10 protein-coding genes and 1 tRNA gene are annotated in these 13,641 nt (G+C 37.4%); 4 read left to right on the forward strand and 7 right to left on the reverse strand.

The genetic code is table 11. The features are described from left to right. Positions 1-4 precede the first annotated feature (4 nt). The 3 genes from K9M53_RS12880 to K9M53_RS12890 all read right to left on the reverse strand — a co-directional run bounded on the left by K9M53_RS12880 (position 5) and on the right by K9M53_RS12890 (position 4,654). Complete coding sequence (locus tag K9M53_RS12880) at positions 5-2,551, reverse strand: DUF5686 and carboxypeptidase-like regulatory domain-containing protein (protein WP_224015510.1); 2,547 nt, start codon at positions 2,549-2,551, stop codon at positions 5-7. Between the two features lie 118 nt (positions 2,552-2,669). Then, a complete protein-coding gene (locus K9M53_RS12885; RefSeq protein ID WP_224015512.1) occupies positions 2,670-4,028 on the reverse strand; it encodes an APC family permease in 1,359 nt (452 codons plus the stop codon). 98 nt (positions 4,029-4,126) lie between these two features. Next, a complete protein-coding gene (locus K9M53_RS12890) occupies positions 4,127-4,654 on the reverse strand; it encodes a thioredoxin family protein (RefSeq protein WP_224015514.1) in 528 nt (175 codons plus the stop codon). A 41-nt stretch (positions 4,655-4,695) separates the two neighbouring features. On the opposite strand from K9M53_RS12890, the gene K9M53_RS12895 reads away from it, so the two are divergent. Continuing rightward, positions 4,696-5,253 (forward strand): UbiX family flavin prenyltransferase, encoded by a 558-nt coding sequence (locus K9M53_RS12895; RefSeq protein WP_224015517.1) that lies wholly within the window; start codon positions 4,696-4,698, stop codon positions 5,251-5,253. A gap of 48 nt (positions 5,254-5,301) precedes the next feature. On the opposite strand, the gene K9M53_RS12900 is transcribed toward K9M53_RS12895, so the two are convergent. From K9M53_RS12900 to K9M53_RS12910, 3 genes are all read right to left on the reverse strand, one after another. Then, on the reverse strand, positions 5,302-6,039 hold the full coding sequence (locus K9M53_RS12900) for a phosphodiester glycosidase family protein (protein ID WP_224015520.1): 738 nt from the start codon (positions 6,037-6,039) through the stop codon (positions 5,302-5,304). A 24-nt stretch (positions 6,040-6,063) separates the two neighbouring features. Next, a complete protein-coding gene (locus K9M53_RS12905; RefSeq protein WP_224015522.1) occupies positions 6,064-6,711 on the reverse strand; it encodes a LolA family protein in 648 nt (215 codons plus the stop codon). Between the two features lie 120 nt (positions 6,712-6,831). Then, positions 6,832-8,481, reverse strand: coding sequence for a CTP synthase (locus tag K9M53_RS12910; protein WP_224015525.1), 1,650 nt, complete (start codon positions 8,479-8,481; stop codon positions 6,832-6,834). Positions 8,482-8,843: 362 nt separating this feature from the next. Here K9M53_RS12910 and K9M53_RS12915 point away from each other — a divergent pair, with 362 nt between their 5' ends. The 3 genes from K9M53_RS12915 (at position 8,844) to K9M53_RS12925 (ending at position 11,241) form a co-directional block, all read left to right on the forward strand. After that, the gene (locus K9M53_RS12915) at positions 8,844-10,172 is read left to right on the forward strand and encodes a citrate (Si)-synthase, eukaryotic (RefSeq protein ID WP_224015527.1); all 1,329 of its coding nucleotides are present in this window, start codon (positions 8,844-8,846) and stop codon (positions 10,170-10,172) included. Positions 10,173-10,407: 235 nt separating this feature from the next. Further along, positions 10,408-10,481 (forward strand) — tRNA-Ala (locus K9M53_RS12920). A 40-nt stretch (positions 10,482-10,521) separates the two neighbouring features. Beyond that, positions 10,522-11,241 (forward strand): LOG family protein, encoded by a 720-nt coding sequence (locus K9M53_RS12925; protein ID WP_224015529.1) that lies wholly within the window; start codon positions 10,522-10,524, stop codon positions 11,239-11,241. A gap of 8 nt (positions 11,242-11,249) precedes the next feature. On the opposite strand, the gene K9M53_RS12930 is transcribed toward K9M53_RS12925, so the two are convergent. Next, a complete protein-coding gene (locus tag K9M53_RS12930) occupies positions 11,250-13,622 on the reverse strand; it encodes a transglycosylase domain-containing protein (protein ID WP_224015532.1) in 2,373 nt (790 codons plus the stop codon). Positions 13,623-13,641: the final 19 nt, after the last annotated feature.

A 13,641-nucleotide genomic window follows, 5' to 3' on the forward strand; every position in this document is an offset into this window, starting at 1 on the left:
TAAGTTAGAACTTTAATTCTAATCCAGCTCTTATACCAAATTTAGAAGCTCCGGGATTATCCAGGTAACTCAATCTCCACAAACCATCAATACGAATAATTCCCAAAATATTGGCAACACCAATACCTGCTTCCATATATGGTTGCTTATTAGGTATTGTAAAATGATAATTGTTATTGGTATTATAATAACCGTTTGCAACTTTATTCGCTTCGCTCATATCGCCCCAAATACCATTAAATACTGCTACTGAACGTAATTTTAGTTTGCGTAAAAATCCGATATATCTAAAAGGGAAACCGCCACCAAAGGTTTGCTGTATCATGATACTTACATACCTGTCGGTTGCAAATTCATATTGGTTCATGGCGTTGAAAGAATATTTATTGCGATAGTATGTATCGTTTCCTTTAGGAATATCCAATAACACTACCGGCAATGTACCAAATGTTCTACCCGCTTGAAAATCGTATTGCAGTCTTCCCAATCTGCCATCCGGCAGATCCTGGTATAAACCTAATTTTACTTTATTGTAACTAAAATCACTCTTAAGTAAGCTTCCATCTAATTTAAATCCTCTTGTATAAGTAAGTGTAGCAATAGGCCAAGGACTTGCCAAGCTAATACGCCTGAAGGTTTGCGCAATGTATTTTTCTTTATGCGCAAAGCGCAACGTAGCCGATACTTCTGTTGATTGATAAGCGCTGTCAGTAACCACTCCTTTATCTACCACAAAGGGGTTATAATTCTTATCAGTATAAAAAACACTGAAGTAAGGGGTTACTGCCAATGTTCTTGCCGTTACTTCAAAAGCAAAGCCTTTTTTAAAGTATTTATTATACGTGATATTAAATGTGCGATTATTTACCAGGTGTACAACGGTATCGCTTACCCTACGCATCAATGAACCGAAAATGGAGTTTTGTTCAAACTCATCCGGACGTTGGCGGGTAGCTTCTATATCATTGGTATAATTTATTGATAAAGTGCTCCAGGGCTTTCGATCTAAAATAGTAAGCACCGTGGCATCGTAATGCCATCTTTTATCATGGGTGGAATAACCTAAGCCACCTTTTAGCTGATATTTTTCTGAAAAGAAACGGTTGGTGCGTAATGCTAATGCAAAACGATTGCCTTCAATTCTGTTAGAAGTGAAAAAAGTATAAATATGGCCTACATCTATCTTGCCAACCCTGTAATACCCGGTAGCCAATGCCGTCAATACATTTGTATATAATTTGATGATAGGCATTTTACGTACCGTATCTACCAGTTTATACACCATTGCTTCAGAAGTACTCAACGGTTCAAAGCGATTTTGCTCCAATACAACTATATTGGTATCATTTGTTTTCACTTCAGAAATATCTACCAACGGTTTATTGAAGGCTGTGTCTATTTGATTATTATCCAATACAACATCCTTATATACGGTCGTCTTCTTAGCGATCATCGCCAGCTTTTTCAACACCGGAACTTTTAACTCTACTGCAATTGCATTACGTGTTGGAATAAATTTACCCGTTGAGTCTGGTTCATAGTTTTGTTTGATCTCAAACCGTTCGATCCAGTTAATATTTGCAGAAGAATCTATTTTCATAGTAAGAGACTTAATAGCAAAAGAACTATCTGCTATCAACAAATATCCCTTAAACGTAAAGCTACCCGGTTGAAAAGGCTCGAACTTTACTTTTATATATTTATGATTGTCTACACGCTCTGTATCAATAATGTCATAATGATAAGTACCCAAAGCGTAATCTGCAATAGGACTGGCAAAGTTTACTTTTAATAATTGTATGTTATCGCTGTAGATATTTAAGTTTTTGTATAACTCGTTTAAGTAAGTAATTAATGTCTGGTTAGGATTACCAGAAACCTGGAAGGATTCGTAATCATATCTTTCTTTGGTAGGATTATTCTGACGATAATATCTTGCAAAGGATTCTGATAAATAAACCGGAAGATACTTATTAGGATCATTGGCGCTATCAACACCCTGCAAGCCCATTGCCAATGGTTTAAAGGCTTTATTTTTTAAAATGATGGAAGGGATATTTTTCATGTCAAGCTCTACTTTATCGTACAGCCTGCATTGAAACGAAGGCTTTCCATACACATCGTTTATATCCTTATTCTTAATAACCCGCTTTATTAGCCGCTGTGCACGGGTTAATCTTGTTTTGCCCGTTACAACTACGCCTTGTATAGCTGAAGTCATTATATCTGCTTCAAAATCTATGATCTGGTTTTTTTGATGAGCGATGGACTTTTTCTGCACCTGGTAACCAATCATCGAAATAGCAATCGTATCGGTTTTACCTGTTACGGTAAATTTATAATACCCTGCTGAATCGGTTACTACACCACTTCCGGTCTCAACTGAAAAAACTGTACAGGAAACTAATGGTCGGCCGTTTTGAGCATCGGTAACTCTGCCGGTTATAGTGCGTTGTGCAACAGCAGCATTACAGCACCATAAGCATATAAAAAGCAAGCTGTAAAAAGCTTTTCCTTTTTTAACCAATAAGTAGTTAACAATATAAACCATAATCTAGGATAAGTACGACAGTTAGCGAGGCCTTTTTGCAGATATCTTTATGGGTGGACCTATAAAGGGAAAAAATTCAACAAAAATTGAACCGCTGCCTTTCTGCGCCGCAAGATACTTAATTTTTGTATGGCCATTGTTTTTGAAGCCATGCATATATTAAATAAGCTATAATTCCAGTACAAAAAACTATTAAAAACGACTTTATGATAGCTATCCCCGTAACACAAAAAAAGATCAACCACAGAATTATTGCCATAATTACCGGCAAAGGATATAATGGCATTTTAAAAGGTAATTCTTTAGTACCTTTTCTTGCACGCAACAGTACTACCCCTACTGCCTGCCCTACAAACTGCACTATGATGCGCATTCCTAAAATAGCGTCAATAGCATCGCCCATGCGCACTAATAAACTAAACACAAAAGCAAAGGCCGCCAACAGTAACAAGGATACATGAGGAAAGTTTTTGGTAGGATGTAATTTTGCAAAAATTTTAAAAAATACGCCATCTTTTGCTGCAGCAAAAGGCACCCTGGAATAACCTAGCAAAACTGCAAATAGCGACGCCAGTGCTACCCATAAAATTAAAACAGTGGCAACATTGGCTGCTGCTACCCCATACAGTCTTTCAAAAAAGATACTCACAACAAACGTATTTGAATCGTGCTTTTGCCATTGCTGGATCTGTTGCCAGGGAATTACACTACTCACACTCATGTTCATTGCCATATATAAAATGCTAATTCCTATAATAGAAATAAACATGCTGCGTGGAATATTTTTGCCTGGATTCTTTATATCGCCGCCTAAATGACAAACGTTATAATAACCGAGATAACTGTAAATACTTTTTACGCACGCCTGTCCAAATACAAACGATGCTAACTCCTGCCACTTGAATCCAACATTTATATCATGCAATGGCTGCAAAAAATTTCCATGAGATATTCCTGCAAAAATTATCCATCCCAATGTAAATAGCACACCCGCCCACAAAAACACGCCGATCTTTCCAATGCTATCGATCTTTCTATACAACAAAAAAGTAACGATGATAATAACGGCGCCGGATACTGCTTTGTGCTCCCATACATTTAAATGGACCAGGTAGCCCAGGTATTGTGAAAACCCTATTGCTGCAGAAGCTGCCACCAGCGGAGCTTGTATAATCGTTTGCCAAACGTAGAGGAAACTCATCATTCTACCCAGCTTGTTTTCTCCATATGCAACTTTTAAAAAATTATAACTGCCACCAGCTAATGGGTAAGCTGCCCCCAATTCACTCCATATCATGGCATCAATCAATGAAACTACTGCTCCTGCGATCCAGGCATATAAAAACTGTCCGCCAATTAAACCTATTACAAAGGGAAGTGTAGCAAATGGACCGATACCCACCATATCGATCATATTCAATACAGTAGAGTGAAATAAGCTTAAGCTTCGGTTAGTTTTATTGGCAGTTTCGCTCATGAAAACGAAAATTACAATTTAGGTGGAGATATTGTTTACCACATATCAAAAAAAATTGCCTCTGCAAGGAGAGGCAATTAAAATGACGTTTATATTCCTTACCAGCTTGCGCTGAATTTTTTTATATAATCCGGATAGTTTTGTTTTTTATAAAACCCATCACCAAAAAATTTTAACGGAGGTTCTATTTCATTAGGCTTTAAATAACCCGGTAATGGAGCCGGTTGCGCATTCATATCCGCTAAAAAAACCGTGGTTGGAAAACTCATTTGTCCGTACAACAGATATGCAGCAAATTCATTGGCTCTATATTCCGGTTTGTATCCGAATTTTTTACCGCCGAAAGAAACTGAATCTTTGCTTTCTGCATCATACTTTACTGCATAATAATGTGCATTGATATAGTTGATCACATTTTCGTTGGTATAGGTTTGCTTGTCCATTACTTTACACCAACCACACCAGCTTGTATATACATCAAACAGCACAGGACGAGGTTCTTTTTGATAGGCAGCCTGCAATTCATCAATGGTTAACCATTCAATTTTTGAGGTTTTATGAGGTGCGAAAGAAACTGACAGGATCAGCACCAATAAGGCAATCGTAAACAGGGGCGTTTTTCGCATAGAATAATTCTTTAGATTACATGCTAATAAACGACAAGTTAATGAAAAAAATTGTTGTGGCCATCACCGGAGCCAGTGGGAGCCTGTATTCCAGGCTATTTTTTGACAAATTGGAGACTTTACAGGAGCAATGGAATGAAGTAGGAATAGTTTTAACAAAAAATGCAGAAGAGGTTTGGAAAACAGAATTAGAGAATGATACTTATAAAAAATACCCGTTCAAATTTTATTCTCAGGATGACTTTACTGCGCCTTTTGCGTCAGGTTCGGGACAATATGATACCATGGTCATCATTCCCTGCAGTGCAGGTACTTTAGGGAGAATAGCCGGTGGTATAAGTAACGACCTGATCACCCGTGCGGCCGATGTTATTTTAAAGGAACGCAGAAAATTGATCTGTGTAGTAAGAGAAACTCCTTTTAGCTTAATTCATATTCGGAACATGGAAACCATTACATTGGCAGGAGGAATTATTTGTCCCGCCAGTCCTTCTTTTTACAGCAAACCAAAAACAATAGAAGAACTTGCTGCAACTGTTGTTGACAGGGTGCTTGATCTGGCAGGATTTGACGTAAAAACTTTTCGTTGGGGAAGTTAGATTATGCTTAGCCGGTACTGAGTAATTATTTTATTGAAATAAGTATGATTAATTCAGAGGTTTTGTTACTCCCACAATAACTCCAAAGTTTCCATCCGTTTGTATCCACTTCTTTTCGGGTAAATAGGTTCTTGATACAAAGCCGTCTAGGTACAATGCGTTTTTACAACCAAGCGCTTTAAAATAATTTGCAAAATCATATAAGCATATTTCCTTTTTAGACATTGCGAAAATTATTTTATTATCCGGCAAAATACCAACACCGTTTCTTATGTTTAAATTGTTTGAACCTTGCTTAAAGGCGGGGTGGATTTGGCCATCAATCACTAACATTGGCCCCGATTGCGTTGCATATTTTATTTGCCCATTATCTCTAAAACTATCCGTGTTACAAATAACAGGAACATTTACTGTGCTTATGTAAAATACGCCATTAGGCTTTAGATAAAAATTCCCTTCAGCATTGGCTGTATTTAAAGGAGCAATTGTTTTTTTATCCTGGATAAAGAGTCCAAGTGGTGTGTTGTCCTGCTTATACATTCCACCATTCATTGCAAATACCAATTTTTGATGTTTGCTCTCAAGCCAGTTCTTTAAATTCTGAATACTTTTAAAATACACATGTTTATCATTTTTCCAATAAAGCTGAATCGATTGCTTTTGGGCATCTACTATATAGCTGATAAACTGATCGTCCGGAGCATTATTTTTTTGTGCAAATACAAAAGCGCCAGCAGTTACAAGAACAAAAAATGATATTAATATAAAAGTCTTGTTTTTTATCACAGACTTGCATGATGGTTATAGGCATTATCTCAAATCAACTACTTCAACTCCGGGATATTTGCTTTTATCAAACGTAAACATATCATCTGTCAAAACAGCTTTGCCATTGAAAGATGTTACAGAATAAGTAATACGCTCACCGGTTTTTTGAAATATTTTTACAGAGCTGATCGTTTTAGCTACTTTATCAACGTAGATCAATACTTTAAAGAAAGGCTTTGTTTTATCGATTGGAGTAAGTTCAATTTCCTGTAATGTTTTAGTACCTGATTTACTTTCACCATTTAACTTATACAAAAAATCTTTATCGTAAAAATTAGTAAAGATCTTTTGAGGAGTTAGCGTATTAGTGGATGGATCAAGCTTTGTAATGGTTGCTTCGTTTGTCGATTTATCATACGTAGTAACATTTGTACCATCACTATAAATTTCCTGACCGGTAACGCTTACACGATATTTCCCTCCTTTCATGTAAACAGTTCCCGTTTTAGTACCAACGGCTTTACCTGCAGCGTTTTCTATCTTTAAAGAAAATTTTGATTGTACCGACTTAAAGGTTTTGAATTTAGCACTTACGGCATCCAGTATCTTTTTTGCTTCTGGATCGCTTTTTTGTGCAAAAGAAATTGTTACAGAGGTTAGCAACAAAATGCTTGTAATTAAATGCTTCATTATACTATTTATTACTACTTGTTTTAATAAGTTCGCAAAGATAAGCGAATAGACACATTACAGTGTTTTAAGTTTAATAGTATCTTCAATAAAGGATCTCTACAGCGTGGTTGATCAATATTAAATTGCTTCACTTTGAAGAGCCGTGCTTTTTATGGCATTTTTGCTTTCTGCAAATTCTTTGGCTGCTTTAATAAAGTTAACGAATATCGGTTGAGGATTTTCTACAGTGCTTTTTAATTCAGGATGATACTGAACACCTATGAAAAAAGGATGATCTTTTAATTCGATAATTTCTACCAACCCGGTTGCCGGGTTTTTACCACTTGCCATCATACCAGCCGCTTCATATTTTTCCAAATAGGCATTATTAAATTCCCAACGATGGCGATGACGCTCGCTGATAGGCGATTGCCCATAAATCTTGTAGGCAAGACTATCTTCTTTTATGGCGCATGGATAAGCTCCCAAACGCATGGTGCCCCCCTTGGCAGTTACCTTTTTTTGATCTTCCATCAGGTCTATTACAGGGTATTTGGTATCCGGCTGCATCTCCGTTGAGTGAGCACCTTCTAAGTTTAATACGTTACGTGCAAATTCAATGGCTGCCATTTGCATACCCAAACAAATACCAAAGAAGGGCAATTTATTTTCACGGGCGTGTTGCACCGCAATTATTTTTCCATCCACACCACGATAACCAAAGCCAGGTGCTACTAATAAGCCGTCCAACCCGCTTAGTTTTTCTGCAACATTTGTTTTATCAATAAATTCACTGTGCACATTCACTATTTGTACCTTACATTCATTCATAGCGCCTGCATGAACAAAGGATTCTAATATAGATTTATAAGCATCCTGTAACTCAATATATTTTCCAATCAACCCAATGGTTACTTTACCGGATGGATATTTTAGTTTATCCAAAAATGCTTTCCATTTTGTTAGCTCAGGAGCTGCATAACCGTTAATATGTAATTTTTTCAATACAGTTATATCCAACCCTTCCTGTAACATTTTTAATGGCACCTCATAAATAGTAGAAGCATCCATTGCTTCAATAACCGAATCTAATTTTACATTACAGAACTGTGCAATTTTCTTTCTTAAATCTGTAGTTAAAGGTCTTTCTGTTCTGCAAACAATAATGTCAGGATGCACGCCATTTTCACTCATCAGCTTCACGCTATGTTGCGTAGGCTTTGTTTTTAGCTCTTTGGCTGCTTTTAAATAAGGTATCAATGTTAAATGCACTACTAAACAATCTTCATCCGGCATTTCCCATTGCAATTGACGAACGGCTTCAATAAAAGGCAAGCTTTCAATATCGCCAACGGTGCCGCCGATCTCGGTAATTACAATGTCATATTTTCCTTCTTCTCCCAATAACAGCATCCTGCGTTTGATCTCATCCGTTATGTGCGGGATTACCTGAACGGTTTTTCCTAAATAAGCTCCTTCTCTTTCTTTATTAATTACTGTTTGATAAATTCTTCCTGTAGTAACGTTGTTGGCTTGCGAAGTATGAATATTAAGGAAGCGTTCGTAGTGCCCCAGATCTAGATCTGTTTCAGCGCCATCTTCCGTAACAAAACATTCACCATGCTCGTATGGATTTAATGTACCCGGATCAACATTAATATATGGGTCCAATTTTTGAATTGTCACACTTAATCCTCTTGCTTGTAATAATTTGGCCAATGATGCGGCTATAATTCCTTTTCCTAACGATGATGTAACACCTCCTGTAACAAAAATATACTTTGACATTGCAATAAGATTATATAGTAATTAATAATAGTTTCAAAAATTCAATAAATACATTCACTGCTACTAATTAAGTAGTTCACTTCAAAAACATCAAAATCAATATTATTTTTTTAACCCAACTTGAAATGACCTGAGGAAATCCGGACAACCGGTGCGATGAATAAAAATATCCTAGAGGTCATGCAAAGATATACCTAAAAATCGTGTGCATGAAATTTAGGTTATGGTTTGTGGAAAAACTATTTTAATTGAAAAATGCAATCGTTATCATAACTTATTTCGGTAAAACTTTTGTTTCACAGCGTACTACATCGTAATTTCACGCCACTTTTAAGAAAAATCACACATATAAAAAAAGTATTATGGTGGGTCTCAAAGAACAGTTTAAGGAAACAGCAGACAAGGTGAACAGCGAAATAAAAGCGCTGCTGAAAGAACATGGTTCAAAAAAGATTGGAGAGGTTACACTTAGCCAGGTGTACCAGGGCATGCGAGGAATTACCGGTCTGGTTACTGAAACTTCTTTATTAGACGCACAGGAAGGTATACGTTTTCGTGGCTATTCTATTCCTGAATTGAGAGAAAAACTACCAAAAGCACCGCAAGGTACTGAACCTTTACCTGAAGGCTTATTTCATTTAATGTTAATGGGTGAATTGCCTGCCGATAAAGATGTGCATGAATTGACAGCTTTATGGCAACGCCGCAGCCATGTTCCAAAGCACGTATTTGATACTATAGAAGCATTACCGGTGAGCACGCACCCAATGACACAATTTGTGGTAGCCATCATGGCAATGCAAACCGAAAGCTCTTTTGCAAAAAAGTACGCTGCAGGTATGAATAAAAAAGATTATTGGGAAGCTACGTTTGACGATGCTATGGATCTGATCGCACGTTTACCGAGAGTAGCTGCGTATATCTATCGCCGTAAGTATAAAGATGGAGATGATATTCAACCCGATGGATTATTAGATTGGGCAGGAAATTTTGCACACATGATGGGTTATGGAGAAGATGAAGGTTTTAAAGAATTGATGCGGTTGTACATGACCATCCATGCAGATCATGAAGGTGGTAACGTTTCTGCACATACTACGCACTTAGTAGGTTCTGCACTAAGCGATCCATATCTTTCTTTTGCTGCGGGTATGAATGGCTTGGCTGGTCCATTACATGGCTTGGCAAACCAGGAAGTTATTAAGTGGATATTTGAAATGAGAGAACAATTGGGCGTTGAAACTCCAAGCAAAGAACAAATTTCAGAATACGTAAAGAAGACATTAAGCGAAGGAAAAGTTGTTCCGGGTTATGGACACGCTGTACTGCGTAAAACAGATCCGCGTTTTACTGCCCAAATGGAGTTTGGTAAAAAACATTTGGCTGATGATCCATTAGTACAAACTGTTTGGAATATTTACGAAACTGTTCCTCCTATTTTACAATCATTAGGTAAGATCAAAAATCCTTGGCCGAATGTGGATGCACATAGCGGTGCGTTATTGGTTCACTATGGAATGGTAGAATATGAATTCTATACAGTATTATTTGGTGTATCAAGAGCATTGGGGGTATTAGCAAGTCTTTGTTGGGACAGAGCTTTAGGTTTACCGTTAGAACGTCCTAAATCTATCACAACTGAATTAGTGAAATTGTGGTTAGACGGTAAAGGAGAGATCTGGGGAGATTAATTTTAGAACCTTATTATATTATTAAACCTCGAAATTCTTTCGGGGTTTTTTATTTATATAAACAGTTGTTTCCTGCTCAATATCCTTGTGTTATTTTAATCCTGATGAATTGACCAGCGAGTATTTCATCAGCTTCTGTTCAACATTAAAAAGCAATTATTAATTATCAATTCTTAATTATTAATTGAGCGTAGTACCTATCTTTGCAATCCACTTTTCAGTTCTTAATTAAAACGGGGAATTAGCTCAGCTGGCTAGAGCGCTTGCATGGCATGCAAGAGGTCACCGGTTCGACTCCGGTATTCTCCACATTTTTTACAAGCCACGTCTGTGGCTTTTTTTGATTGCTATGACTAAATCTGAAATTAAATTTCTCGATGGACCACAGAACCGATTAAAAGATCTGCAATTTTCTTTTAAAGTATTATTTGAGTTTATCAAAGGCTTCAGAGCATTGCATTTTGCAGGGCCTTGTGTTACCATTTTTGGTTCTGCACGTTTTAAAGAAGATCATAAATATTACGAACAGGCAAGAAAATTGTCCGGCGAAATTGCAAAGCTTGGCTTTACAATAATGACAGGCGGTGGACCGGGGATCATGGAAGCTGCCAACCGCGGTGCTAAAGAAGTGGGCGGAAGAAGTGTTGGCTGCAATATTGTATTGGAGCATGAACAAAATCCAAATTCTTATTTGGACAAATGGGTAAACATAAAATATTTTTTTGTTCGCAAAACCTTGTTGGTAAAATATTCTTATGCTTTTGTGGTAATGCCTGGCGGGTTTGGCACTATGGATGAATATTTTGAAGCCATCACTTTAATTCAGACAAAAAAAATAAGCCAGTTTCCTGTAATTGTTTTTGACAGGGAATTTCATGCAAAATTGCTGGAGTATATTGAGAACATGAAGATGAACGGAACCATTTCTCCGGATGATTATAAACTGTTTCTTATCACCGATTCTATTGAAGATGCCATTGAGTATATCAAAGAAAGAAGCATTAAACAATTCAATTTAAAAACTGAGAAACAATACAGACCGATGCGCTGGCTTTTTGAAAAAGCATGATCTATTTATTAATAGCCGCCATCATCTTTTGGTTTTTCTGTTTTAGTTGCAGGCTTTTTATTTTTTTCATCTAACGCAGGCGAAGTTGTAGCACTTGGCTTCACCTCTTTTTTCTCCTCTGTCTTTTTCGGCGTTTGTTTTACATCTTCTGTTGTTGAAGGGTTTGCTATTTCTGTATTGTTATCATCCGGCGTAGCATAATCGTCTGCATTGCCACTGCCCTGGTCGTTTTGATTATGTGCCGTATCTCCCTGCATTGCATACCTGTTCATGTTCTCATCTGAATAAAGAGTATTGTTCATTAATTGAACAGGCTCTATAAACTTAGGCATTTTGCCATAACCTAATTTCGAACTGCCATAAACTTTATTCATAAAGTAGCCCCATTTAGGCAATGCCATTTCATTACCACCGGAAGTACCTGTATAAATCCTTAAAAAAGGATCATCGCAACCAACCCATGTACCTGCTAATAATTCAGGTGTGTAGCCTATAAACCAGCCATCTGTATTATCATTGGTGGTACCGGTTTTGCCGGCTTTATCAGCAGGAATATTATAATTGTTTAAAGAACGTGCCGTACCGGATAACACTACTTCTTTCATCATTCTTACCATCGTGTAGGCATCTGCTTCACTTATAACCTGTTTTGTTTCTGATGTAAACTGTTGTAAAAGGTTTCCGTCCTTATCTTCTATCCTCGTTATCATTAATGGTTCTGTATTATAACCTTTATTAGGAAACATAGTATATGCTCTCAACATTTCCAGCATCGGGATCTCTGCTGCTCCTAAAGCTAAAGAAGGATAAGGTTGCAAGGGTGCTTTTATGCCGCATTGTCGTGCAAACTCTACTGTACGTTTTGGGCCAATGGTTCCCATTAAATGCCAGGCTGCTCCGTTCAATGATTTTGCCAAACAATAGGTCATAGCGCCGCCTGCCGTACTGATAGTTTTACCACCTAGCGTTAACGGGCCTCCCGGAATGTATGTGTCTGGTGTATATCCTGCATCCTGTACCGCCAATGTATATAGCAAAGGTTTAAACGTAGATCCTACCTGTCTTTCTGCCGTTACGTGATCGAATTTGAACCATTTAAAATCGATACCGCCTACCCAACATTTAACTTCTCCTGTACGAGGATCCATTGCTACAAAAGAAGTTTGCAACAATTGCTTTTGATAACGGATGGAATCATGCGGTGTCATTACTGTATCAATATCATGGCTTTTATTCCATGCAAAAACTTTCATAGGTGTTGTAACATCAAAAGACTTTCGTATAACATCTTCACTAATGCCATCCTCTTTCATATTCTTCCAACGCTCGCTCATACGCATAGCTGCTTCAATAATGTTCTCATGATCTTTCCACATTTTATCGCCGTTATACTTTAATAAGTAATTCAGTTTTTTCTGAATCACCGGCATGTGTTGTTCTACCGATTCTTCTGCGTACTGCTGCATTACAGAATTGATGGTAGTATATATGTGCAATCCATCTCTGTATAAATCATAGTTCTCTCCTGCTTTTGGATTTTTATGCGTCTTACACCAATCTCTTAATTTATCTCCCAATACCATTCTGAAGTAAGGAGCAATGCCCATGTCCTCATCCAGCTTTCTATACTTGCTGATATCGATCGTGTCTTTTTTTAGTTTATCTGCCTCTGCTTCGGTTAAGTAGCTGGCTACTTTCATTTGATCAATTACCGTATTCTTTCTTGCGAATGCTTTTTCCGGATGACGAACAGGATCATAAATAAATCCTTTAAGCATACCCACTAAAACAGCAGACTCCGTAATGTTAAGATCTTTAGGTTCTTTTTGAAAATAAGTTCTGGATGCATTGCGGATGCCATAATTACTTCCCCATGCTGCACGATTAAGGTATAGTGTGATGATCTCTTCTTTGGTGAAATTGCGTTCCAGCTTTACTGCAACGATCCATTCTTTTAATTTTTGAATGCTGCGTGTTACTATATTACCATGCCCCTGCTTGAGCATCATCTTTGCCAATTGTTGTGTGATGGTGCTTCCTCCTCCTTGTAAACCTAATGTAAAAACTGCACGGGCTATAGCCTTGGCATCAATACCAGAATGCTCTTCAAAGCGAACATCTTCTGTTGCAACTAAAGCATGAATAACATTGGGAGAAATCTCATTGTATTTAACTTCACTGCGGTTTTCTGCATAATATTTTCCCATTAATTTTCCATCAACACTATACACTTCACTCGCCAGGTCTGCTTCCGGATTTTCTAATTTTTGCAGAGAAGGCATTTTGCCAAAAACACCAAAGTTGGCACATAACAGGATCAACACAAATAGCAATAAGCAACCGCCAAAAACTCTCCACAATATTTTTACTGAACGTTTCATGTTGTTTACAATTTACGAG

Source organism: Ferruginibacter albus, from assembly GCF_020042285.1.
Classification (GTDB): domain Bacteria; phylum Bacteroidota; class Bacteroidia; order Chitinophagales; family Chitinophagaceae; genus Ferruginibacter; species Ferruginibacter albus.